The sequence below is a fragment of the Streptomyces sp. NPDC021115 genome (genome assembly GCF_044333065.1).
GTDB lineage: Bacteria > Actinomycetota > Actinomycetes > Streptomycetales > Streptomycetaceae > Streptomyces.
On sequence record NZ_JBIRQF010000011.1, the window covers coordinates 84990 to 105772 of the forward strand.

At 71.8% G+C, this 20783-nt stretch carries 24 protein-coding genes; 14 read left to right on the forward strand and 10 right to left on the reverse strand.

All coding sequences use genetic code 11. From position 1 onward, the window contains the following. Positions 1 to 128: 128 nt before the first annotated feature. On the forward strand, positions 129 to 842 hold the full coding sequence (gene uppS / locus ACH4TL_RS29065) for a polyprenyl diphosphate synthase (protein WP_398322148.1): 714 nt from the start codon (positions 129 to 131) through the stop codon (positions 840 to 842). After that, a complete protein-coding gene (locus ACH4TL_RS29070) occupies positions 839 to 2278 on the forward strand; it encodes an oxygenase MpaB family protein (protein WP_398321530.1) in 1440 nt (479 codons plus the stop codon). Before uppS ends, ACH4TL_RS29070 begins: the two co-directional genes overlap by 4 nt. 18 nt (positions 2279 to 2296) lie before the next feature. Here ACH4TL_RS29070 and ACH4TL_RS29075 read toward each other — a convergent pair whose 3' ends face one another. Beyond that, positions 2297 to 2686, reverse strand: a complete 390-nt coding sequence (locus ACH4TL_RS29075) for a helix-turn-helix domain-containing protein (RefSeq protein WP_361489357.1) — start codon at positions 2684 to 2686, stop codon at positions 2297 to 2299. A gap of 39 nt (positions 2687 to 2725) precedes the next feature. On the opposite strand from ACH4TL_RS29075, the gene ACH4TL_RS29080 reads away from it, so the two are divergent. After that, on the forward strand, positions 2726 to 4234 hold the full coding sequence (locus ACH4TL_RS29080; RefSeq protein WP_398321534.1) for an MFS transporter: 1509 nt from the start codon (positions 2726 to 2728) through the stop codon (positions 4232 to 4234). A 42-nt stretch (positions 4235 to 4276) separates the two neighbouring features. Next, positions 4277 to 4603 carry an antibiotic biosynthesis monooxygenase family protein gene (locus tag ACH4TL_RS29085; protein ID WP_398321537.1) on the forward strand — a complete coding sequence of 109 codons (327 nt, stop codon included), beginning with the start codon at positions 4277 to 4279 and terminating at the stop codon, positions 4601 to 4603. 56 nt (positions 4604 to 4659) lie between these two features. Here the strand turns inward: ACH4TL_RS29085 and ACH4TL_RS29090 are convergent, their stop codons facing one another. Beyond that, positions 4660 to 5889 carry an FAD-dependent monooxygenase gene (locus ACH4TL_RS29090; RefSeq protein ID WP_398321540.1) on the reverse strand — a complete coding sequence of 410 codons (1230 nt, stop codon included), beginning with the start codon at positions 5887 to 5889 and terminating at the stop codon, positions 4660 to 4662. 181 nt (positions 5890 to 6070) lie between these two features. On the opposite strand from ACH4TL_RS29090, the gene ACH4TL_RS29095 reads away from it, so the two are divergent. Then, positions 6071 to 7039 (forward strand): TetR/AcrR family transcriptional regulator C-terminal domain-containing protein, encoded by a 969-nt coding sequence (locus tag ACH4TL_RS29095; RefSeq protein WP_398321543.1) that lies wholly within the window; start codon positions 6071 to 6073, stop codon positions 7037 to 7039. Here the strand turns inward: ACH4TL_RS29095 and ACH4TL_RS29100 are convergent. Then, positions 7011 to 7922 (reverse strand): arginase family protein, encoded by a 912-nt coding sequence (locus ACH4TL_RS29100; RefSeq protein ID WP_398321546.1) that lies wholly within the window; start codon positions 7920 to 7922, stop codon positions 7011 to 7013. The genes ACH4TL_RS29095 and ACH4TL_RS29100 overlap by 29 nt on opposite strands. 122 nt (positions 7923 to 8044) lie before the next feature. Between ACH4TL_RS29100 and ACH4TL_RS29105 the strand changes: the two genes are divergently transcribed. The 5 genes from ACH4TL_RS29105 (at position 8045) to ACH4TL_RS29125 (ending at position 12277) form a co-directional block, all read left to right on the forward strand. Beyond that, positions 8045 to 8782, forward strand: coding sequence for a response regulator transcription factor (locus ACH4TL_RS29105; RefSeq protein WP_398321549.1), 738 nt, complete (start codon positions 8045 to 8047; stop codon positions 8780 to 8782). Positions 8783 to 8790: 8 nt separating this feature from the next. Next, positions 8791 to 9543: a sensor histidine kinase gene (locus ACH4TL_RS29110; RefSeq protein ID WP_398321552.1), complete on the forward strand. Its 753-nt coding sequence runs from the start codon at positions 8791 to 8793 to the stop codon at positions 9541 to 9543. Between the two features lie 99 nt (positions 9544 to 9642). Then, positions 9643 to 10872, forward strand: coding sequence for a cytochrome P450 (locus ACH4TL_RS29115; RefSeq protein ID WP_398321555.1), 1230 nt, complete (start codon positions 9643 to 9645; stop codon positions 10870 to 10872). Positions 10873 to 10889: 17 nt separating this feature from the next. Then, on the forward strand, positions 10890 to 11090 hold the full coding sequence (locus tag ACH4TL_RS29120; RefSeq protein ID WP_398321558.1) for a ferredoxin: 201 nt from the start codon (positions 10890 to 10892) through the stop codon (positions 11088 to 11090). Next, entirely contained in the window at positions 11087 to 12277 is a 1191-nt protein-coding gene (locus tag ACH4TL_RS29125; protein WP_398321561.1) for an NAD(P)/FAD-dependent oxidoreductase, read from the forward strand. Before ACH4TL_RS29120 ends, ACH4TL_RS29125 begins: the two co-directional genes overlap by 4 nt. A 24-nt stretch (positions 12278 to 12301) precedes the next feature. On the opposite strand, the gene ACH4TL_RS29130 is transcribed toward ACH4TL_RS29125, so the two are convergent. The 3 genes from ACH4TL_RS29130 to ACH4TL_RS29140 all read right to left on the reverse strand — a co-directional run bounded on the left by ACH4TL_RS29130 (position 12302) and on the right by ACH4TL_RS29140 (position 15564). Next, the gene (locus ACH4TL_RS29130; RefSeq protein WP_398321563.1) at positions 12302 to 12640 is read right to left on the reverse strand and encodes a P-II family nitrogen regulator; all 339 of its coding nucleotides are present in this window, start codon (positions 12638 to 12640) and stop codon (positions 12302 to 12304) included. Further along, positions 12637 to 13944, reverse strand: a complete 1308-nt coding sequence (locus ACH4TL_RS29135) for an ammonium transporter (protein ID WP_398321566.1) — start codon at positions 13942 to 13944, stop codon at positions 12637 to 12639. The genes ACH4TL_RS29130 and ACH4TL_RS29135 overlap by 4 nt, the downstream gene beginning before the upstream one ends. A gap of 165 nt (positions 13945 to 14109) precedes the next feature. Continuing rightward, positions 14110 to 15564, reverse strand: coding sequence for a PepSY-associated TM helix domain-containing protein (locus ACH4TL_RS29140; RefSeq protein ID WP_398321569.1), 1455 nt, complete (start codon positions 15562 to 15564; stop codon positions 14110 to 14112). Between the two features lie 167 nt (positions 15565 to 15731). Between ACH4TL_RS29140 and ACH4TL_RS29145 the strand changes: the two genes are divergently transcribed. From ACH4TL_RS29145 to ACH4TL_RS29155, 3 genes are all read left to right on the forward strand, one after another. Continuing rightward, positions 15732 to 16391: a hypothetical protein gene (locus ACH4TL_RS29145; RefSeq protein ID WP_398321572.1), complete on the forward strand. Its 660-nt coding sequence runs from the start codon at positions 15732 to 15734 to the stop codon at positions 16389 to 16391. A 58-nt stretch (positions 16392 to 16449) separates the two neighbouring features. Continuing rightward, positions 16450 to 17010, forward strand: coding sequence for a sigma-70 family RNA polymerase sigma factor (locus tag ACH4TL_RS29150; RefSeq protein ID WP_398321574.1), 561 nt, complete (start codon positions 16450 to 16452; stop codon positions 17008 to 17010). Between the two features lie 118 nt (positions 17011 to 17128). Continuing rightward, positions 17129 to 17830, forward strand: a complete 702-nt coding sequence (locus ACH4TL_RS29155) for a DUF1775 domain-containing protein (RefSeq protein WP_398321577.1) — start codon at positions 17129 to 17131, stop codon at positions 17828 to 17830. A 27-nt stretch (positions 17831 to 17857) separates the two neighbouring features. Here the strand turns inward: ACH4TL_RS29155 and ACH4TL_RS29160 are convergent, their stop codons facing one another. From ACH4TL_RS29160 to ACH4TL_RS29175, 4 genes are all read right to left on the reverse strand, one after another. After that, positions 17858 to 18238: a hypothetical protein gene (locus ACH4TL_RS29160; RefSeq protein ID WP_398321580.1), complete on the reverse strand. Its 381-nt coding sequence runs from the start codon at positions 18236 to 18238 to the stop codon at positions 17858 to 17860. A gap of 113 nt (positions 18239 to 18351) precedes the next feature. Beyond that, positions 18352 to 18894 carry a GNAT family N-acetyltransferase gene (locus tag ACH4TL_RS29165; protein ID WP_398321583.1) on the reverse strand — a complete coding sequence of 181 codons (543 nt, stop codon included), beginning with the start codon at positions 18892 to 18894 and terminating at the stop codon, positions 18352 to 18354. Positions 18895 to 19019: 125 nt separating this feature from the next. After that, positions 19020 to 19496: a hypothetical protein gene (locus ACH4TL_RS29170; protein ID WP_398321586.1), complete on the reverse strand. Its 477-nt coding sequence runs from the start codon at positions 19494 to 19496 to the stop codon at positions 19020 to 19022. Continuing rightward, a complete protein-coding gene (locus ACH4TL_RS29175; protein ID WP_398321588.1) occupies positions 19496 to 20125 on the reverse strand; it encodes a hypothetical protein in 630 nt (209 codons plus the stop codon). The genes ACH4TL_RS29170 and ACH4TL_RS29175 overlap by 1 nt, the downstream gene beginning before the upstream one ends. A 123-nt stretch (positions 20126 to 20248) precedes the next feature. Between ACH4TL_RS29175 and ACH4TL_RS29180 the strand changes: the two genes are divergently transcribed. After that, a complete protein-coding gene (locus ACH4TL_RS29180; protein WP_398321591.1) occupies positions 20249 to 20770 on the forward strand; it encodes a GNAT family N-acetyltransferase in 522 nt (173 codons plus the stop codon). Positions 20771 to 20783 lie beyond the last annotated feature (13 nt).

A 20783-nucleotide genomic window follows, 5' to 3' on the forward strand; every position in this document is an offset into this window, starting at 1 on the left:
ACGACTGACACCCTGTTTCAGGGGCGCAGGGGCGTGATGGTCGGAGCCGGGGGGCTGGCGTGACAGTTGGGCACACCGCGGGCGACGCGTTCGCCGAAGTCGCTCCCGCTGGTGACCGGTCGCTCAGGGTGCCGCGTCACGTGGCGTGTGTGATGGACGGCAACGGACGGTGGGCGGCCCAGCGGTCGCTGCCGCGTACGTCAGGTCACCGGGCGGCGGAGACGACCGTGATCGACGTCATCGAGGCGGCCCGCGCCGCGGGCGTGGAGTGGCTGAGCCTGTACGCGTTCTCCACCGAGAACTGGAGCCGGCCGAGCGCCGAGGTCGACTACGTCATGCGGTTGATGCGCGGGGCGGTGCGCAAACACGCGCCGCTGCTGCACGCCCGCGGCATCCGCTGCCGCTTCCTCGGGGTGAGCGACCCGAGGATTCCTCGGGCGCTGGCACGCGACGTCGCCGACCTGATGACACTGACCGGCGACAACCGAGGGATGACCTTGACCGTCGCGTTCGATCACGGCGGGCGCGGCGACATCGTCGCGGCCGCGCGGTCACTGATCCGCGCGGGTGTGGCGGCCGATGCGGTGGACGAGCGGACTTTCGCCGCCCATCTGCCCTTCCCCGACACACCCGACGTGGACCTGGTCATCCGCACCTCGGGAGAACAGCGCATCTCCAACTTCATGCTCTGGCAGGTCGCCTACGCGGAATGGGTCTTCCCGACCGTGCTGTGGCCCGACTTCCGCGCGCCGCACTTCCTCGAATGCCTGCACACCTACCGGCGGCGCGATCGCCGTTTCGGTGGTGTGCGTTCCGAGCAGAACGGAGACTCCCCATCGTGACCACCGCAGATGGCGGCGCGGGCGCGCGGTTCCAGGGACTCGTCAACGATCCGCGCTGGGCGCTGGCCCTGGTCCGGGCGACCGTGCTGGAGGCCGCGCACCCGCAGATCGGCGCCGCGCTGATCGACAACTCGACGTTCGTCACCCACCCGTGGCGACGGCTGCGCAACACCTTCCGCAGCTTGCAGCGCATGTTCGGCGACGACGAACAGGTACGGCTCCGGGAGGCGGCGCGGCTGAACCGCCTCCACGCACGGATCAACGGAACCGACCCGCAAGGCCGTCCCTACAGCGCGATGGACCCCGCCGTACGGGCCTGGGTGGTGGCGACCATGTTCGAGAGCACCGTGACCATGTGCCGACTGAGCGGACAGCCTCTCGAACAGCACGCCATGGAGGGGCTGTACGCCGAGTTCCGGGCCTACCTGGCCGCCATGGGAGACGAGCCCGGCCACCTGCCGCCCGCCCTCTCCGAGTTCTGGCCCTACTACGACCATGTGGTGGCCCAGGAACTGGAGAACACCGAGGCGATGCGGATCATCCTCTACAAGCTGTTCGACCATCTGCCCGCTCCGGCCCTGCTGGGCGGGGTTCCCACGCTGTGGGCCACCGGCCGGGCCATCGCCGGCCCGCTCATCGGGGCGATCACCGTCGCCTCGCTCCCGGAGCCCTTCCGCCGACGTGCCGGGCTGCCCGAGATGCCCGGCGCCCAGACCCTGATGCAGGGGTCCTATCTGGCCGTCGGTCTGGCCCGGTTCCTGCCGGACGGCTGGATCCGGGCCGACGCCATCGCCGACCTGCTGGCCCTCTCGCCCGACAGTGACGACCCGCGAGCCCGGGCGGTCACCGCCCTGCACGACAAGGTGCGGCGGGCCGGTGCCCTGATCCGCCTCGTCACGCCGCTCCCTCCGCAGCCGGAGCCCTCCCCCCGCACCGGCACCGAACGCAGTGCGGAGGAGTTCTTCCGCGAGGTACTCGACCAGACCGGCGACGGGTACCTGGACTGGCCGGACCTCGCCGCCATGGCCCGCGAACTGTCCACCCGTCTCGACCTGGAGGAGCCCGAGGAAACCAGGCTCTACGACGCCTACGCCGACTGGTGGCGTGAACTCCAGACGGCACTGGACACCGACGGTGACGGCCGCGTCAGCGCCCGCGAGTACGCGACCGCCGTCCCCTCCCTGGCCGGACCCGCACTGATCAAGGTCGCCGAGGTCCTCTTCGACGCCACGGACAAGGACGGCGACCAGCACATCGACGCGGACGAATACCGGACGCTGTTCCGGACCGCGTTCCACCGCGACACGGTCGGCACCGCCGACGCTGTCGGCACCGACCGCACATACACGCGCGGCGCCTTCATCGGGGACTTCCTGTCCTTCATGTCCGGCCGCCGACGATCGGCAGCCTACGGCCCTCTCCTCACCCAGCCGTGAGCCGCTCAGGAGCAGGGGTCAGGGAGCCGACGCCGTGGCGGCGTCGTAGGTGGCGCGGGCGGCGGTGATGTCGGCTCGGTGGCGTTCCGCCCAGCCGACGAGCCCGGTGAGGGTTGCGTGGAGTTCGCGGGCCATGGGCGTGAGGCTGTATTCCACCTTGGGCGGCACGGTGGGGTAGACGGTCCGGATGAGCAGGCCGTCGCGTTCCAGCTTGCGCAGGTTCAAGGTGAGCATGCGTCGGCTGATGCCCGCGATGGCCCGTTCCAACTCGGTGAAGCGGACCGGTCCGTGTGCGGCGGCGACAAGGATTCCGATGCTCCACTTGCCCGCGACGTGGTCGAGGACCTCGGTGAGTGGGCACGCCTCATTGCTGACCTGGTCGGACACATCTGTGTGACTGCGTGACACGAAAGTGCCTCCTTCCGGCGCGCGTCATGGTTACAGAAGATGACTGCTGTAACAAGTCGTGCACCTTTGGAAGGAACCCCCGTGCGAAGAACCGACGCATCAGCACAAACATCACGTTGGTCGGCACTGGCCGTCCTCTGTGCCGGGCAGTTGATGGTCATCCTCGACGGGACCATCGTGAACGTGGCCCTGCCATCCATCCAGCGGGACCTCGGCTTCTCCTCGCCGGGCCTGGCCTGGGTGGTCAACGCCTATCTGGTCCCCTTCGGTGGTCTGCTGCTGCTCTCCGGGCGGCTCGGTGACCTCATCGGGCGCAAGCGCGTCTTCGTCAGCGGACTGGGCGTTTTCACAGCTGCCTCGCTGCTGTGCGGTGTGTCCCACAATCCGGCGATGCTGCTCGCCTCCCGGTTCGTCCAGGGCATCGGCGGCGCGGTGACCTCTGCTGTCACCCTCGGCATGGTCGTGGCCCTGTTCCCGCAGCCGAAGGAGCGGGCCAAGGCCATCGGCGTCTACAGCTTCGTCCAGTCCGCCGGTGGCTCGATGGGCCTCCTCGCCGGCGGCGTCCTGACGCAGACCATCAGCTGGCATTGGATCTTCTTCGTCAACGTCCCGATCGGCATCGCGGCCGCGCTGCTGGCCGGGCGGGTGCTCGCGCCCGAGCGCGGCGTCGGCCTGCACAAGGGGACCGATGCCGTGGGCGCGCTCCTGATCACATCCGCACTGATGCTCAGTGTCTACACGATCGTCGAGACCGCCCATTACGGCTGGACTTCCGCACACACACTCAGCTCGGGTGCCGCAGCACTCGCCCTGCTCCTCGCGTTCGTCGCCCGCCAGGCGAAGGCGGCTCCCCCACTCCTGCCGCTGCGCCTGTTCCGCTCGCGCAATGTCTCAGCAGCGATGGGCGTCCAGGCCCTCATGGTGGCCGGGATGTTCAGTTTCCAATTCCTGTGCGTGCTCTACCTGCAGAAGGTGCTCCGCTTCGACGAGGTACACACCGGCCTCGGCATCTTCCCCGTCTCGGTCGCGATCGGCGCGCTGTCCCTCGCTCTCTCGCCCAGGCTGATCACGCGCTTCGGCCCCCGTGCCGTACTCCTTCCCGGACTCACGCTCATCACGGCAGGCCTCGCCGCACTCGGCCGCGTACCGGCAGACGGGAGCTACGTGATGGACGTCCTGCCCGCGCTGCTGCCGCTCGGCATCGGCTTCGGCCTCGCGATGCCGTCGCTGGCCACGCTAGCGATGTCAGCAGCCACGCCCCAGGACTCGGGGATCGCCTCCGGCATGTTCAACACCATGCAGCAGATCGGCAGTGCCTTCGGCCTCGCGGCCCTCAGCACACTCGCCACCGCGCGTACGAGGGTTCTGCTGGGCGACGGGGCGAGCACGACCTCAGCACTCACGGGTGGATACCAGCTCGCCTTCCGCATCGGCTCGGGCCTCGTCGCTGTCGCTCTCCTCCTGGCCACCGCCCTGTTGAGATCCCCCACCCCAGCCCAACGCCCAGCGGGCGGCAACAAGCCGGTCACCGAGACCGTCGCTCGCTGACCCTTGGCCCTCTGGCCCCTTGTGATGCGGCAGGATGGGCCCATGAGCATCGTCAAGATCAATGTGCTGACCGTTCCCGAGGAGCAGCGCGAGGTGCTGGAGAAGCGCTTCGCCTCCCGCGCCGGGAGCGTCGAGAACTCCGACGGTTTCGAGTGGTTTGAACTCCTGCGCCCCATCGAAGGGACTGACACCTACCTGGTCTACACAAGGTGGCGCAGCGAAGAGGACTTCCAAGCCTGGATGGAAGGCCCCATGAAGGCGGCCCACCAGCGCGGCGGTGAGGACGCCCCGCAGCAGAAGCCCGCCGCGTCCGGCTCGACGCTGTGGTCGTTCGAGGTCGTCCAGCAGGCCGCGCCGAAGCAGGGCTGAGCCGGGGCATCCGGCAGCCGTCGTCAGCCCTTTGGCCTCGGCCGGAGGGCTGACGGTCACCGGGGCTCGGTGTGGTCGTCGGGCGCCGGGGCATGGCCGTACCGCGGCAGCGCGATGGCCCCGGCCTTGGCGAATTGCGCGGCGAGCAGGTTCCGCATCGGCCAGCGTGTCATCGACCGCATCGAGAGGTCACGCAGGAGGATGCCGAGCCGACCTGAGGGTGCGTAGCCGGAGACACCGCCCGGCGGCAGTTCCTGCGCCTGGGCGACGTACGGGCGCATCACCTCGTCGTAGCGGCGGAAGGCGATGCGGTGGTCGCCGTCGGCGGCGGCGAGTTCGCCGGCCAGGACGTACGCACCGACCAGGGCCAGGCTGGTTCCCAGGCCGGTCAGCGGGGTCGCGCAGTATCCGGCGTCGCCCAGCAGCGCCACCCGTCCGCGCGACCAGTGGTCCAGGCGGACCTGGCCGATGGAGTCGAAGAAGAAGTCCTGGGCGGAGCCCATCGCGCGCAGCAGGCGGGGGGCTTCCCAGCCGACGTCGGCGAAGCGCCGGGCCAGCAGTTCCTTCTGGGCCGCGACGTCGCGGCGGTCGTAGGTGATCGGCGCCGAACAGAAGCTCAGGCCTGCCTTGATCTCCCCGGGGAGGCGGCCGGGCCGTGCGGAGGCGACGAGCCCGCCGGGCGCGTTGTGCATCAGGTACCAGCCGTCGAGTTCCAGGTCGTCGGTGGCGGTGAACCAGGCCGTGTAGAGGCCGATCGGATGGACGAACTCCCGCTCCGGGCCGAAGGCCAGCGCTCGCACCACGGAGTGCGGCCCGTCCGCGCCGACGACCAGGCCGAACCGGCGTGGCGTGGCCTTCTCGAAGGTGACGGTGACCCCGTCCGGGTCCTCGGTGAGCCCGGTGACGGTGTCGTCGAAGAGGTACTCGGTGTCCGGCAGGGTGGCCTCGTACAGCAGACGGGCGAGATCGCCACGGAGGATCTCGATCTCGGAGACGATCCCCTCGCCGCCGAAGCTGTCGGCGGGCAGCCGCGCGGTGATCCGGCCGGAGGCGCCCACCAGTGCGAGGCCGCGCTGGTCCACGCTGTCCGCCCTGGCCCGACCCATCAGGCCCATCCGCTCGATCACGGTGCGGCCGGCGCCGCGCAGATCCACGGTCTGGCCACCCGGCCGGGGGGCCGGGGCGCGTTCGACGACCGTGACGGTGAAGCCTGCTCTGCGTAGCCAGTACGCCAGCGCGGGTCCTGCGACGCCTGCGCCGGAGATCAATACGTCGGTGTTCTGCATGACGCGAAAATACGGCGTACGCATCGCGACCACAAGCGCCAAAAGCCTTCGTTTCCTGCATTGTTGAGTTTTGCTGCACTAGTACACAGGTAGTGCACCGACGCCCACGGCAGCGGGCATCACCCCCGGTCGGTGGCTAGGATGGCGCCCGTCCAGGTGCACTAGTGCGGGAGGGCTCTCGATGGGCGGGCAGGCGGTACCGCGCTACAGCCAGATCGTCGCCGAACTGCGGCGGCGGATCGAGAGCGGCGACCTGCCGCCGGGCGCGCGCGTGCCTTCGACTCGCGAGATCACGCGGCGCTGGGGCGTCGCGATGGCGACCGCGACCAAGGTGCTCACCGAACTGCGCCGCGAGGGCCTGGTCCGCGCCGTCCCCGGCGTCGGGACGGTCGTCGAGACCCGCCCGGAGCCCCCGCGCCGCCCGGTCCCCGCCACCCGCCCCCCGGGCGCGGGCGCCGAGCCGCGATCGGCCCAGGCCCACGCGCTCACCCTCGAACGGATCGTCACCGCCGCCGTCGCGGTCGCCGACGCGGAGGGGCTGGACGCGGTGTCGATGCGCAGGGTCGCCGTCGAACTCGGGGTGGCGACCATGTCCCTCTACCGGCACGTGGCCGACAAGGACGACCTGCTGGCACGGATGATGAACACGGCCTTCGCCGCGCATCCCCTGCCCGCCGACCTGCCGGAGGGCTGGCGCGCCCAGATCGAGTGCGCGGCCCGGGCGCTCTGGGAGCTGTTCCGCCGCCACCCGTGGCTCGCACCGGCCCTGTCCGTGACCCGCCCGCAAATGCTTTCCGCGGCGCTGCCCTTCAGCGAGTGGATGCTCGCCGCCCTGCACGCGCGGGGTCTCGACCTCTCGACCGCCTTCACCGCACATCTCATGCTGCTCAACTACGCCCGCGGCATCGCCGTCAACCTGGAGACGGAGCGGGAAGCGGAGGCGCTCAGCGGCCTCGACAGCGAGGAGTGGATGGGCACCCAGGAACCGGCCCTCCACGAGATCCTGGCCTCCGGCCGCCTCCCGATGCTGTCCCGCCTCGCCACGGATGGTTACGACCTCGACCTCGACGAACTCTACGACTTCGGCCTCCAGCGCCTCCTCGACGGCCTCGCCGCACTCCTCAGCGAGAAGTCTCCCGGCGGCCGGTGAGGGCCGTCTGGAGCAGATCGGCGAGCAGAACCGCGCAGGAGCCGTCGGGGTCGAGGTCGGGGTCGTAGATGGTGAGGTTGAGGCCGACGCAGCGCTCGGACCGCACCAGGACGCGCAGCAGCGGGCCAAGTTCTACGGGCAGCAGTCCGCCGGGGTCGGGGCTGTCGACGGCGGGCATGACGGACGGGTCCAGCACGTCCGCGTCCAGATGCACCCAGAAACCCCGGGTCGCGGATGCCTCGAGGCTCCGTACCACCGTGCCCGCCGCTTCCTCGGGCCCCGGCTTCCGGATCTCCTCGACCGTCATGTTCGCGATCTTCAACGCGGTCAGCTCGGCCCGCTCCGCGTCGTACTCCCGGATTCCGAGGACCTGGATGTCCTCGTCCCTGAGGTAGGGACGAAGCCCCTCGATATCGGCCAGGTCGGCCTGGCCACGGCCGGTCGCGAGGGCCAGTTCCTCGCCGCCCGCGGCGCCGATACGGCCGGAGTTCCCGGGATGCCGGAAGTCCGAGGAGCCGTCGATGACGGCGAGTCCGTACCGCCCGATGCGGCGGAGGGCGACCGAGGCTCCGAGCTGGATGGAGCAGTCCCCGCCCAGCACGACCGGGAAGTCCCCTGCCCGGACATGGTGTTCGATGCGGTCGGCGAGCCTGCGGGTGTAGCCGGCGATGGCATCGGCGTTGAACACGCCGTCGCCCTCCCGCCAGTCGCCACGGTCATAGCGGGGCGGCACGACGACCCCGCCCTCGAACGCCCCGAGCCGCCGCACCAGCCCCTGCTCCCGCAGCGCACCCGCCAGCTTGTAGCACCCGGGCACGGTGCCTTCGGAAGGCGGCCGGAGGCCGAGGTTGGACGGGGCGTCGATGACCACGATGCGGCGCATCCGGCCATTCTGGCCGTGCGGTCCCACCCGGGCCAACACGGTCCAACGGCCCTGTCCTGATCTCATCGGTCGGGGTCAGGGCCCCGGTGCCGTGGGGCGGGGGGTTCATCTAGGGTCTTCTCGTGTACGGGAGCGTCAGCGAGAAGCCGGGGCCCGCCCGCGGGGGCGGGGAACGCATTCTGGTCGTGGACGACGAGTCCAGGATCGCCGAACTGCTCTCGACCACCCTGGAGCTGGCCGGTTATCAGGTCGGCACCGCGGCCACCGGGGGTGAGGCGCTGGACCGGGTGGGGCGGGAGCGGCCGGATCTGGTGATCCTGGATGTGATGCTGCCCGATGTGGACGGGTTCACGGTGTGCCGACGGCTGGTGGCCGCGGACGAGGATCATCCGCCCGTTCTCTTCCTCACCGCACGCGACTCGCTGGATTCACTGGTCACGGGGCTGGGCATCGGCGCGAACGACTATGTCACCAAGCCGTTCCGGATCGCCGAGGTGCTGGCCCGGGTGCAGGTGCTGCTGCGCGGGCGGCGGCGCGGGGTGGCGGAGGAGGCGCCTCCGCGGTACGCGGATCTGGTGCTGGACGATACGACCCGGCAGGCCCGGCGGGGCCGCCGCGCGCTGGAGCTGACCCCGGCCGAGTACCGGCTGTTGCGCTATCTGCTGGTCAACGCCGGGCGGGTGGTGTCCAAGGAGCAGATCGGCGAGCACCTGTGGTTCAAGGACCACCGGGCTTACGGGGACAACGCCATCGAGAAGCTGATCTCCCGGCTGCGGCACAAGGTCGACGAGGGCGGCCCGTCGCTCATTCACACCCGCCGTGGCTTCGGCTACTGGCTCGGCCGGCTCACCGCCGTATGAGCGGCCACATGAACGGCCGCATGAACGACGGCCTGTACGGCGACGAGCGCCAGCAGTTGGTGGAGGTGCTGCTGCACGAGCTGCGCACCTCCCTGACGACCATCCGCGGCTGGGCCGAACTGCCGCTCCAGGGGCTCAGCGACGACCCCGCGCTGATGGTGCGCGCCCTGCGGCGTATCCAGGACGAGGCCGACCACATGTACGAGGGCCTGCAGCGGGTGTTTCCCCGTTCGGACGTCTCGTGGGAGCGGCCGCCGCGCCTGGGGCCGGTGGACCTGCGGGACGTGGCGGACGAGGCGGTCGCCGACCTGGGGCTGCTCGATCCGGAACGCCCCATCACCCGGGAGGACTCCGGCCGGACGACGCTGGTCGCGGATGCCCGGATGCTGCGGCACGCCGTCCGCAATCTGCTGGGCAACGCGCTCCAGCACACCCCCGCGGGCTCCCCGGTGACGGTGGCCGTGCGCGGTCCGGTGAGCGGGCCCGGCGGGGAGCCGCGGGTCGAGCTGTCGGTCAGTGACCGGGGCCCGGGCATGGGCCCGCGGGCGGTCGCCCGGCTGACCGCACCGTTCAACAAGGACGGCCGCGAGGACGACTGTGAGGAGGACGGCCTCGGCGAGCCGGGCGGCGGCCTCGGGCTGACCATCGTGCGGCGGGTCGTCGAACGGCACCGCGGCGAGGTGACCGTGAGCAGCCCGCCCGGCGGCGGTACGACGGTCACTGTGGCCTTGCCCACAGTCAGCGTTTCGTCAGGCAACTGACCGGGCGGCGTCAGGTCGGGGAGGTTCGCTGGTCATCACGTCCCCGCTGCACACAGGTTCACGCTCCGCTCTGTCGGAATCCCCCACCCGAGGAGAGACATGACCGAGACGCTGGCAGAGAACACCACGATCCCGGCGTACCCGATGCCGCGGGCCGCCGGTTGCCCCTTCGACCCGCCGCCCACCGCGCAGGCGCTGCACGCCGAACGGCCGGTCGCCAAGGTGCGGATGTGGGACGGCAGCACCCCGTGGCTGGTGACCCGGTACGCCGACGCCCGCGCCCTGCTCGCCGACCCGCGCGTCAGCTCCGAGTCCACCCGGCCCGGCTTTCCGCACCCGAACGCGGGCTTCCGCGCGAACGCCTCGCGGCGGCGTTCGTTCATCGCCATGGACGACCCCGAGCACGCGCGGATCCGCCGCATGGTCACCGCCCCGTTCGCCATCAAGCGGGTCGAGGCGATGCGGCCCGCCATCCAGAAGATCACCGACGATCTGATCGACGCGATGCTGGCCGGGCCGACCCCGGCCGATCTGGTGCGCTCGTTCGCGCTGCCGCTGCCGTCGCTGGTGATCTGCTCCCTGCTCGGGGTGCCTTATGAGGACCACGAGTTCTTCCAGCAGAACAGCTCGCTCATGATCAACCGCACGTCGTCGGCCGAGGACGTGATCGGCGCCAGTGACGCGCTGACGGACTATCTGGACGGGCTGGTCGGGGCCAAACTCGCCGAACCCGGCGACGACATGCTCTCCGAGCTGGCCGCCCGCGTCAGGTCCGGTGAGCTGACCCAGCGCGACGCCGCCAGCATGGGCCTCCTGCTGCTGGTCGCGGGCCATGAGACCACCGCCAACATGATCGCCCTCGGCACCGTCGCCCTGCTGGAGAACCCCGGCCAGCTCGCCGTCCTGCGGGAGACCGACGACCCCAAGGTGGTCGCCAAGGCCGTGGAGGAGCTGCTGCGCTATCTGACGATCGTGCACAACGGCCGCAGCCGGGTCGCGCTGGAGGACATCGAGGTCGGCGGCGAGACGATCCGCGCCGGGGACGGCATCATCGTCTACACCGGCACCGGCAACCGGGACGCGGAGGTCTTCCCCGACCCCGACCGGCTGGACATCGGCCGCGACGCCCGCCGCCACATGGCGTTCGGCTTCGGCGTCCACCAGTGCCTCGGGCAGCCGCTGGCCCGGGTGGAGCTCCAGGTCGTCTACAGCACCCTGTACCGCCGCATCCCCACCCTGCGGCTGGCCACCGGCGTCGACCAGCTGTCTTTCAAGCACGACGGATTGGTGTACGGCGTCTACGAGTTGCCCGTCACCTGGACCTCGTGAACGGAGGAGGAATCACCATGCGAGTGGAAGTCGATGTTCCCAAGTGTGTCGCGTCCGGGCAGTGCGTGATGATCGCGCCCGACGTCTTCGACCAGCGGGACGAGGACGGCGTCGTCGTACTGCTGGAGGAGCGGCCCGGCGCCGAACTCCACGAGGACGTGCGGGAGTCCGCGATGATCTGCCCGGCCGCCGCGATCCGGGTGGTGGAGCAGGAGTGAGGCGTGTCGTCGTGGTCGGCGCCTCCGCCGCCGGACTCGCGGCGGCGGAGACGCTGCGCCGGGAGGGGTACGACGGCGCCGTCACCCTCGTCGGCGACGAGCCGCACGCCCCGTACGACCGGCCGCCGCTGTCCAAGCAGATCCTCGAAGAGCGGTGGGACGCCGGACGGCTCCCGCTGCGCGGCCGGGACGAGCTGGACGCGCTGGGGCTCGATCTGCGGCTCGGCACCGCGGCGACCGGGCTCGACCCGGCCGGGCGTACGGTCGCGCTCGCCGATGGGGCTGAGGTGCCGTACGACGGGCTGGTCGTCGCCACCGGCGTACGTCCGCGGCGGCTGCCCGGCGGCCACAAGGGCGCCCATGTGCTGCGCACCCTGGACGACGCGCTGGCGCTCAAGGAGCGGCTGGCGGCGGGGACGCGGCTGGTGGTGGTCGGCGCCGGGTTCCTCGGCGCCGAGGCGGCCGCCGTCGCGCGCGGGCTGGGCGCGGAGGTGACCGTACTGGAACCGGCGCCGGTGCCGCTGGCGCCCGCGGTCGGCGAGGACGTCGGCCGGGTGCTGTCGCGGGCGCACCTCGACCACGGCGTGGACCTGCGCACCGGCGTGACGGTGACCGAGGTGACCGGCGACGGGGTGCGGCTGGCGGACGGCGGCCGGGTCGCGGCGGACGAGGTGCTGGTCGCGGTCGGTTCGGTGCCCAACACCGAGTGGCTGGAGGGCAGCGGCCTGACCTTGGGCAACGGGCTGGAGTGCGACGAGTTCAGCGCCGCCGCGCCCGGTGTGTACGGCGCGGGGGACGTCGCGTGCTGGCACAACCCGCTGTTCGGCACGGCGATGCGGATCGAGCACCGTACGAACGCCACCGAGCAGGGCATGGCGGCGGCCCGCAATCTGCTCGCCCCGGCGCCGGAGGCGCGGCGGCCGTATCAGCCGGTGCCCTACTTCTGGTCGGACCAGTACGGGATGCGCATCCAGGCGTACGGCTATCTGCGCGGCCACGAGGAGGTGGCCGTGGTCGAAGGCTCCCTGGACGAGGGGGCGTTCCTGGCCGCGTACCGCCGGGGCGACCGGCTGACCGGCGTCCTGGCCGTGGGTATGTCGCCCCGGGTGCTGCGCGGCTGGCGGCGGGAGCTCGCCGCCGGGGCGCGATGGACGGACGCGGTGCGGCAGGCCACGACGGCGGCGTGACGACCGCGGGGTGCCGGGCGCGGGTCAGACCGCGTCCGGCCCCCGCTCCCCCGTGCGGACGCGTACGAAGTCGTCCACCGGGACGGCCCACACCTTGCCGTCGCCGATCCGCCCGGTGCGGGCGGCGTTCACGATGGCGTCCATGACGGCGTCGGCCTCGGCGTCCTCCACGACCACCTCGATGCGCGCCTTGGGCACGTAGTCGATGCGGTACTCGGCGCCGCGGTAGACCTCGGTGTGGCCGCGCTGGCGGCCGAAGCCGCTGGCCTCGGTGACGGTGAGGCCCTGCACACCGATCTCCAGCAGCGCCGTCTTCACATCGTCCAGCTTGAACGGCTTGACGATCGCCGTGATCAGCTTCATGGGGTGGGGGTCCTGTCGGGGTGATGCGGCGGGCGATGGGTGGCGTTCTGCGGCACGCCATGGCCCAGAACCCCGTGATCATAGGCGCTCTCGGCGTGGACGGCGAGGTCGAGTCCCGACCGCTCGTCCTCCTCGGCCGCGCGGAAGCCCATGACCTTGTCGATGGCCTTCCCGATGCCGTACGTCATGACGAACGCGTACGCGCCCACCGCCAGCACCGCCACGATCTGCTTGCCCAGCTGTCCCGCGCCGCCGCCGGACAGCAGCCCGGCCGGGCCGTCGGTCATGGCGGAGGTGGCGAACACGCCGATCAGCACGGTGCCGACGATCCCGGCCACCAGGTGGACGCCGACGACGTCGAGGGAATCGTCGTAGCCGAATCGGAACTTCCAGCTCACCGCGTACGAGCAGAGCACCCCGGCCGCGAGCCCGATCAGCAGCGCCCCGGCGACGCCCACCGAACCGCACGACGGGGTGATCGCGACCAGCCCGGCCACCGCGCCGGACGCGGCGCCGAGGGTGGTGGCGTGGCCGTCGCGGACCTTCTCGATCACCAGCCAGCCCAGCAGCCCGGTGCAGCCCGCCGCCTGGGTGTTGAGGAACGCGGCGGCCGCCAGGCCGTTCGCCCCCATCGCCGACCCGGCGTTGAACCCGAACCACCCGAACCACAGCAGCCCGGCGCCGAGCAGCACCAGCGGCAGGTTGTGCGGCCGCATGGCCTCCTTCTTGAAGCCGATACGCGGCCCGAGCAGCAGCGCCAGCGCCAGCCCGGAGGCCCCGCAGTTGACCTCCACGACGGTGCCGCCCGCGAAGTCCAGCGCCCCCAGCTTGTCCAGGATCCAGCCACCCGGCGCGAACACCCAGTGCGCCACCGGAACGTATACGAGCAGCGTCCACACGGCGACGAACGCCACCCACGCCCCGAACCGGGCCCGGTCCGCGATCGCCCCGCTGATCAGCGCGGCCGTGATGATCGCGAAGGTGAGCTGGAAGGCGGCGTGGAGGAACGTCGGAACGCTGCCGGTCAGATCCGTCGGCCCGATCCCGCGCATCCCCACGTGGTCGAGCCCGCCGAGCAGCCCGGCGCCGCCGAGGTCCTTGCCGAAGGCGAGGCTGTAGCCGGCGAGCAGCCAGACCACGGTGACGACGGCGATGGAGACGAAGCTCATCATCAGCATGTTCAGCGCGCTCTTGGCCCGCACCATGCCGCCGTAGAACAGGGCGAGCCCCGGCGTCATGAGCAGCACGAGCGCGGTGCTGGCCAGCAGCCATGCGGTGTCCCCGGCATCAAATCCGGTCGGCATGTCGATATGTCACCTTCCCAGTCGGCATGGCACGCGCCGACAGGTGCTCGACGGGCCACCAGGGAAGGTTCACCTTCGGTCGTTACCGCTTGCGCACGGACGTGTTTCCCCGATGTTTCATGTTGCGTCGGCGTTTCCCTCCGCTCACCGCCCGGATCTCACCTTCTACGCGCGCCGGGCCCGCCGGGCGGCGATCCGGCCCGCCGCGATGTCCACGGCCAGGAAGGCGGCCAGCGGGATGCCCAGCAGCGGCAGGTAGTAGCCCACCACGGCGGTGCCGACGGCCAGCGCGGCCAGGACGTACGGCGGCACCTGCCGCCAGGCGCCGCGCGGGAGGGGGCGGCCGAAGGCGCCGGTGCGGCCGCGCTGCCACCACATGCGGTAGCCCCACACGATGAGCAGGATCAGGGAGAGGGCGAGCGCCGCGAGGGCGAGCTGGTTGACGATGCCGAAGAGGATTCCGGTGTGCAGGTCGATGCCCCACCGGCTCAGCTTGGCCAGCAGCGGATAGTCGGCGAACCGCACGGTGTCGGTGACCTCGCCGGTGGCCGGGGCGACGGCGACCGCGTCCTGCTTCTCCGGCCAGCTGCGCTGGATCTGGCTGACCGTGTACGCGTCGCTCGGGCCGGACGGCGGCACGATCTCCACCGGGTCGCCGAGCCCCTTCGCCCGGGCGGCCCGCAGCACGGCGTCGTAGCCGACGTCGGTGGCGTGCCGCCCGCCGTCCGCACCGCCCATGTCCATTCCCGGCATGCTGCCGTGGCCCGCGTGTTCCCCGGTGAGCCCGGAGGCCACGGCCGGGGTGGACTGGCCGGCCGCGGCGCGCAGGTCGGTGACGTTCGCCCCGGCGTACGTGGACCAGGTGAGCCCGGTGGCGGACAGGAAGAACAGCCCGGCGGCCACCCAGACGCCGAGGCCGCCGTGCAGGGCGAGGGCGCGGCGGCGGCCGGTGGCGGTCTTCGCGGCGCCCTCGGCGGTGGCTTTGGCGGTGGCGCGGCGGTTACGGCGGCGGGCGAACCAGAGCAGCAGTCCGCCGCCGGTGATCACCCACAGCCAGCTGGCGGCGAGTTCGCTGTAGAGGCGGCCGCTCTCGCCGAGGTGCAGATCGCGGTGGAACTCGTCGATCCAGGTGCGCAGCGGCAGGGCGCCGGTGCTGCCGTAACTCTCCAGCGCGCCGCGCACCTTCGCGGTGTACGGGTCGACGAAGACGGCACGGGTGTGGCCCTCGGCGACCCCCTGCACGCCGGAGAGCAGCACCCGGGTGGTCGCGGTGTCGTCCGGTGACGGGCGCACCGCGCTGATCGTGCCCTCCGGGTATGCCTCGCGGGCGGCGTCGATCTGCCGGGAGAGGGGCAGCTTGGTGTCCCCGGCAGGGACGCGCAGCTCATGGTCGTACACGAGCTTCTCGGCCTGATAGGAGCCCGCGTACAGCAGTCCGGTGGTGGCCGCGATCAGCAGGAACGGGGCGACGAGGACACCGGCGTAGAAGTGCAGCCGCAGCACCAGGGGGCGCAGCACGGACCAGGCCGGGCGTGCGGGGGCGTCCCGGTCGGCCACGTCGGCGGCGGCTTCGGCGTCAGCGGTGCCGTCGGCCGGGGCGACGTGTTCGTCGGTGGACATGGCGGCCCTCCTGGCTCGGGGGTGGTGCGAGGCGTGCTCGTCCAGTAGTCGGGGCGGAGGGGAGCCGAGTTCCGGCGACTTCTGTGGCCTGCGTCACATGGCTGCGCGTTTTATCAACTTGATACGAGTTCGCACCATCACCCGAGGTGGGTGGCACGATGACCGGCATGACACCCGGCCCAGCCCTGCGCACCACACGTGCCGCGATCTTCGCGGTGGTGTGCGTGGTGATGGCGGCCCTGGGCCATGCGGTGATGTCCGGCGGAACCGTGCCGGGCTGGATGCTGGGCGCGGCGCTCCTCGCCACCGCCTCCGCGGCATGGTGGCTGACCGGGCGCCAGCGCGGGGCCGCGGTCGTGACCGGGGCGACGGTGGGGGCGCAGCTCGTGCTGCACCTGCTGTTCCACTACTCACAGTCCGCGCGGCTCACGCACCCGTCCATGGGGCACGGCGCCCATGGTGCGCACGGCGGGGGCATGCACGGCGGCTCCGGCATGGACGGCATGGCCGGGATGGCCGACGCGCACATGGCGTCGGCGGCGGACGGCATCAGCCCCGGCATGCTGCTGGCCCACGCGCTGGCCGCGCTGGTGTGCGGGCTGTGGCTGTGGTGCGGCGAGGCCGCCGCGTTCCGGCTGGGCCGTACGCTCGCGGCCGCCGTCTTCGTACCGCTGCGCCTGGTCCTGCGGCTGCTGGGCGCGGACGCCCTGCCGCTGCCCGCCCGCCGCCTTCCGGCGCGGCCGGGAGCCGTGCGGGCGCTGCGCGCGGCGCTGCTGCACTACGTGGTCGCCCGCAGAGGTCCTCCGATGAGCGCGGTGCCCATCTGACCCGCCTGTCCCGACCGGTGACGGGCGGAAGCCCGTCACTTCCGGAGGACATCAGGCGATGGCTCCTGCCCTCGTACAGGATCGCGATCAGCAGATCACCGCATGGGCGCTGGCCGCCCGCGACGGCGACTCGGACGCGATCGAGCACTTCATCCGCGCCACCCATCTCGACGTCTGGCGCTTCGTCGTCCATCTGAGCGCCGATGTGCACGGCGCCGACGACCTGACCCAGGAGACGTATCTGCGGGCGCTGGCCGGGCTGCCCCGGTTCGCCGGACGCTCGTGCGCGCGCACCTGGCTGCTGTCGATCGCCCGCCGCGCGGTCGCCGACCGCTACCGCGCGGCGGCGGCCCGCCCCCGTATCGCCGACACGACCGACTGGCGGACGGTCGCCGAACGGGCGCAACCCGCCGGGCTGCCCGGCTTCGAGGAGGGCGTGGCCCTGCTCGAACTGCTGGCGACGCTGGACGCCCCGCGCCGGGAGGCGTTCGTCCTCACCCAGCTCCTCGGGTTCCCCTACGCCGATGCCGCCTCGGCCACGGGCTGCCCCGTGGGGACCGTACGGTCCCGGGTGTCCCGCGCCCGCGAGCACATGACGGCGCTGCTGCGCGACAGCTGACGGCTGACGGCTGACGGCTGACGGCTGACGGCTGACGGCTGACGGCTGACAATCGTCAACTGACAGCCACCCGCTGACACATTTCACTATCTGTTATCTGTTCTGAGGAGTCTCGCTGATGTCAACCCTCCGTACGCTGCGCCGACTCGGTGCGGTGAGCGCCACCGCGATCGCCGCGACGATCGCCTTCGCCGGTCCCGCGTCCGCCCATGCGGAGGTCACGGCCTCCAACCCCCGGGCGCTGGCCAAGGACGTCACCCTCACCTTCGAGGGCGAGGCCGAGTCGGAGTCCGCGGGCTTCACCGAGGTGCGCGTGGTGCTGCCCGAGGGCATCGCACCGGGGGACGTCACCCTCGACGAGGCGCCCAAGGGCTGGAAGATGAAGCCCACGAAGGACGGCTACACCGTCAGCGGGCCGAAGCTGGCCGTGGGGACGAACGCCGTCCACAAGGTCACGGTGCGGCAGCTGCCCGACGCCAAGTCGCTGGCGTTCAAGACCATCGAGACCTACAGCGACGGCAAGGTCTCACGGTGGATCGAACTGCCCGGCGACGGCCCGGAGCCGGAGGAGCCCGCCCCGGTCCTCGAACTGAAGGCGGCGGCCGCGGGCTCCAAGCCGTCGGCCTCCTCGGCCCCTCCGTCGAAGGACGCCGACAGGACGTCCGACAAGGCGTCCGGCGAGAGCGGCAAGAGCGAGAAGAAGGCGGACGAGGAGGAGAACAGCAACGCGGGCGCCGCCACCGCGATCGGCATCAGCATCGGCGTCCTGATCGTCGCGGGCGCGGGCCTGTGGGTGTTCAAACAGCGCCGCTCGTCCTGACGGAACAGCGCCCGGGGCGGCTTCGGGCTACGTGTTCTTCTTGAAGCAGATGACGAACGACTCGGCGCCGACCTGGGTGAGGGAGCCCGTCGCACCGGGCGCGTCCTGACACGCGAAGGTGTCGACGACCGCGTCCTTGTCCATCTTCACCACCTGGTACCCGGCGTCCGAGTCGCCGCAGTCGAGCTTCTCCACGGTCTGATCGTCCTTGGAGCCGGTCTTCTTGAAGCAGTCGCCCGCCTTCAGGGTGCTGGGATCGCTGTCGGAGGAGTGCGGCCCGAAGACGCTGACCGCCACCGCGCCCGTCAGGGCGATGACCATCGCCAGGAAGAGCCGACGGTTGCGCTTGATGCGGCGCTCGTCCGCTTCCGTCTGGGGGAGATGGGACAGGTGCGAAAGAGCGGGCACGGGTGAGAAACCTCGGGGCGAAGGGACGGAGGGACGCGCCACGCGGGGCGCGGCCGCATGACCTTAGCAACCAGGCTCGTCAGCCGCTTGTGTTCGTCAGCCGCTTGTGTTCGTCAGCCGCCCGCCTCCGCCTCCAGTCGCTTGTAGAAGAAGCTGCAATCCTCCAGGGCGCCTCCCGGGGCGGCGGCGTAGTCGGGGACGATGCCGTAGCGCGTCCAGCCGTCGGCGAGGTAGACGCGCTCGGCCGGGCTGGCCGTGACGGTGTCCAGCATCAGGAGGGTGACCCCGGCGGCGCGGGCGGCCGCTTCCGCGGTGGCCAGCAGCTCCCGCGCCAGCCCCCGGCCGCGGGCGGTGCGGTGGACGGCCAGCTTGATGAGCTCGGCGCGATGCCGGGCGTTGGGTTTGCGGGACAGGGCCAGGCTGACGGTGCCGACGATGCCGCCCGCGCTCTCCGGGTCGCGGCAGACCCAGACGAGCAGGCTGCCGTCGGTCACCGCCGGGGCCTGCGCGTGCCACCACGCGGCGGCGGCCTCGTGGCCGAAGGGGGCGAGGAAGCTCATGGAGGCGCCGTCGTCGACGGCGTCGGCCAGGACCTCGGCGAGGCCCTTGACGCTGTCGGGGAACGTCTCGGCGGACAGGAGGTCTATCGGGGGCACGCGAGCTTCCTCTCCCGGAACCGGCGAACGGTGACCGCCGCATCATCGCAGGCCAGCCCGCGCGCGAAGAAGGCCGCCGCCCGGAGCGAGGGCCGGGCGGCGGCCGGGGAGGGGAGGCGGAGGGCTCAGACGCTGAGCAGCCGCTCCAGAACGTTGCGGTAGCCGCGCATGGCCAGGCGCAGCTCCTCCGTCTCCTCGGTGCCCACGGCGCCGTCGTGCCAGGCGTCGCGGAGGGTTCGGCGGCGTTCGGCGAGGAGGTCGACCAGCCGGGCGGAGACCTCTTCGAGGAGGGCGTCCGCCTCTTCCACCGAGCCGCGCGGGGCGTCCACGAAGCTGCTGACCGCGTACCGCAGGCGCTGGTTCAGCTTGTCGTGCTCGCTCGTCGGCAGGACGGGGAAGCTGGGCCCGTCCGGGGTGGTCGTCTGCTCCAGGCCGCCGTCCCTCGGTTGCGGCACACCGCCCATGCCGCCGCCCATCGGCTCGCCGCTGGGCGGCGGTGGCACTTCGTGCTTCTCCAGGCCGTGCCCACGGTGCCCGTTGGCGTGCTCGGGGCCGTGGTCCGCGTCGAGTCCGTGCTTCCGCTCGGGTCCGAAGTCCGTCATCACGCACCAGCCTTCCCGATGTGCCAGGAGTGGCCCTTCCCGCCGGCCCTCCCGGTGTGTCCCTGGTGCCCCTCGGACGCGTGATGGGGTGGCTTCACCAGGTCCTCGAAGAAGGGCCGGGCGTGCACCACGGCCTCGCGCAGCTCCTCGGTGTCGGCCCGGCCCTCACGGGCGCGGGCGGCCGCGACGTGGAGCTGCCGGTAGCCCTGCACACAGTCCGCGTGGTGCACGGACAGGGCCGCGACCTGCTCCTCGTAGCGGTCGGACGGATAGCCGCGGTCCCGCGCCAGGCGGGCGAGCAGCTGGTCCGCCCCGGCCGCCGCGCGCTCCGGGGACTCGATGAACAGCTCCTGGGTGCTCACCCATTCGGCCAGATAGCGCTCGCGCAGCTCCCCGGGGAGGGGTTCGGTCTTGAGGTCCCGGTAGCTCCGCAGCCGCATCTCCAGTTCGCGCTCCGCCGCCTTCGTGTCGCCCGCGTGCTCGGCGACGTTCAGGTCGTACTCGGGTCCGAAGTGGCGTCGCAGAGCATTCTTCCTGCCGCCCCCACGCGCACGTACGACGACCGCGGCGAGCAGGGTCACCAGGACGACCGCAGCGGCAACCACGATGATGATCGCGCCAGTTGACATGGTCTGCTTCTGCCTTCCCGCAGGTGTCCCCCTGTTCGGGGACTCTGGGGCGCCGGGTAGCCCGCTCCCCCGCGCTCAAACTGCGTCATATTCCGATGCGGCCGGTCGCGGGCGGATGCCAGGATGCCGCCCATGCCCGTCACCCCGTCCTGGGCCGTCGCCGCGCGGCCGGTCACCGACCCGGTCGCGGCCGCCCTGCTGCGCGAGTACATGACCGATGTGGCCGACCGCTATTACCGGCTGCGCGAAGGGCGCGACGCGACGTCCGAGGAGGTCGAGCGGGCGCTGCGGGAGATGCCCAGCGACGATCTGGCCCCGCCGGACGGGGTGCTGCTGGTGGCGCACCACGACGGCGACGTGGCGGGCTGCGCGGGGCTGCGGCGGCGGGGCGTCCGCGGCGACCGCACCGGGGAGCTGAAGCGGGTGTTCCTGCGCCCCGGCAAGCGCGGGCTCGGCGGGGGCGCCGCGCTGCTGGCGGCCGTCGAGGGCGCCGCGGGCGAGCTGGGCGTCGTACGGATCGTGCTGGACACCCGGCGCGATCTGGTCGAGGCGCGGGCGCTGTACGCACGCCACGGCTACCGGGACGTACCGGCGTTCAGCGAGGGGCCGTACGCCGAAGTGTGGATGGCCAAGGACTTCGTATGACCCCGGTGACCCC

What these genes read in the sequence shown, in the direction of transcription:
- ACH4TL_RS29080 (WP_398321534.1), top strand. Translation starts at nt 2,726, where the DNA reads ATGACTGCTGTAACAAGTCGTGCACCTTTGGAAGGAACCCCCGTGCGA.
- ACH4TL_RS29085 (WP_398321537.1), top strand. Translation starts at nt 4,277, where the DNA reads ATGAGCATCGTCAAGATCAATGTGCTGACCGTTCCCGAGGAGCAGCGC.
- ACH4TL_RS29090 (WP_398321540.1), bottom strand. Translation starts at nt 5,889, where the DNA reads ATGCAGAACACCGACGTATTGATCTCCGGCGCAGGCGTCGCAGGACCC.
- ACH4TL_RS29095 (WP_398321543.1), top strand. Translation starts at nt 6,071, where the DNA reads ATGGGCGGGCAGGCGGTACCGCGCTACAGCCAGATCGTCGCCGAACTG.
- ACH4TL_RS29100 (WP_398321546.1), bottom strand. Translation starts at nt 7,922, where the DNA reads ATGCGCCGCATCGTGGTCATCGACGCCCCGTCCAACCTCGGCCTCCGG.
- ACH4TL_RS29110 (WP_398321552.1), top strand. Translation starts at nt 8,791, where the DNA reads ATGAACGGCCGCATGAACGACGGCCTGTACGGCGACGAGCGCCAGCAG.
- ACH4TL_RS29115 (WP_398321555.1), top strand. Translation starts at nt 9,643, where the DNA reads ATGACCGAGACGCTGGCAGAGAACACCACGATCCCGGCGTACCCGATG.
- ACH4TL_RS29120 (WP_398321558.1), top strand. Translation starts at nt 10,890, where the DNA reads ATGCGAGTGGAAGTCGATGTTCCCAAGTGTGTCGCGTCCGGGCAGTGC.
- ACH4TL_RS29130 (WP_398321563.1), bottom strand. Translation starts at nt 12,640, where the DNA reads ATGAAGCTGATCACGGCGATCGTCAAGCCGTTCAAGCTGGACGATGTG.
- ACH4TL_RS29135 (WP_398321566.1), bottom strand. Translation starts at nt 13,944, where the DNA reads ATGCCGACCGGATTTGATGCCGGGGACACCGCATGGCTGCTGGCCAGC.
- ACH4TL_RS29140 (WP_398321569.1), bottom strand. Translation starts at nt 15,564, where the DNA reads ATGTCCACCGACGAACACGTCGCCCCGGCCGACGGCACCGCTGACGCC.
- ACH4TL_RS29145 (WP_398321572.1), top strand. Translation starts at nt 15,732, where the DNA reads ATGACACCCGGCCCAGCCCTGCGCACCACACGTGCCGCGATCTTCGCG.
- ACH4TL_RS29150 (WP_398321574.1), top strand. Translation starts at nt 16,450, where the DNA reads ATGGCTCCTGCCCTCGTACAGGATCGCGATCAGCAGATCACCGCATGG.
- ACH4TL_RS29155 (WP_398321577.1), top strand. Translation starts at nt 17,129, where the DNA reads ATGTCAACCCTCCGTACGCTGCGCCGACTCGGTGCGGTGAGCGCCACC.
- ACH4TL_RS29170 (WP_398321586.1), bottom strand. Translation starts at nt 19,496, where the DNA reads ATGACGGACTTCGGACCCGAGCGGAAGCACGGACTCGACGCGGACCAC.
- ACH4TL_RS29175 (WP_398321588.1), bottom strand. Translation starts at nt 20,125, where the DNA reads ATGTCAACTGGCGCGATCATCATCGTGGTTGCCGCTGCGGTCGTCCTG.
- ACH4TL_RS29180 (WP_398321591.1), top strand. Translation starts at nt 20,249, where the DNA reads ATGCCGCCCATGCCCGTCACCCCGTCCTGGGCCGTCGCCGCGCGGCCG.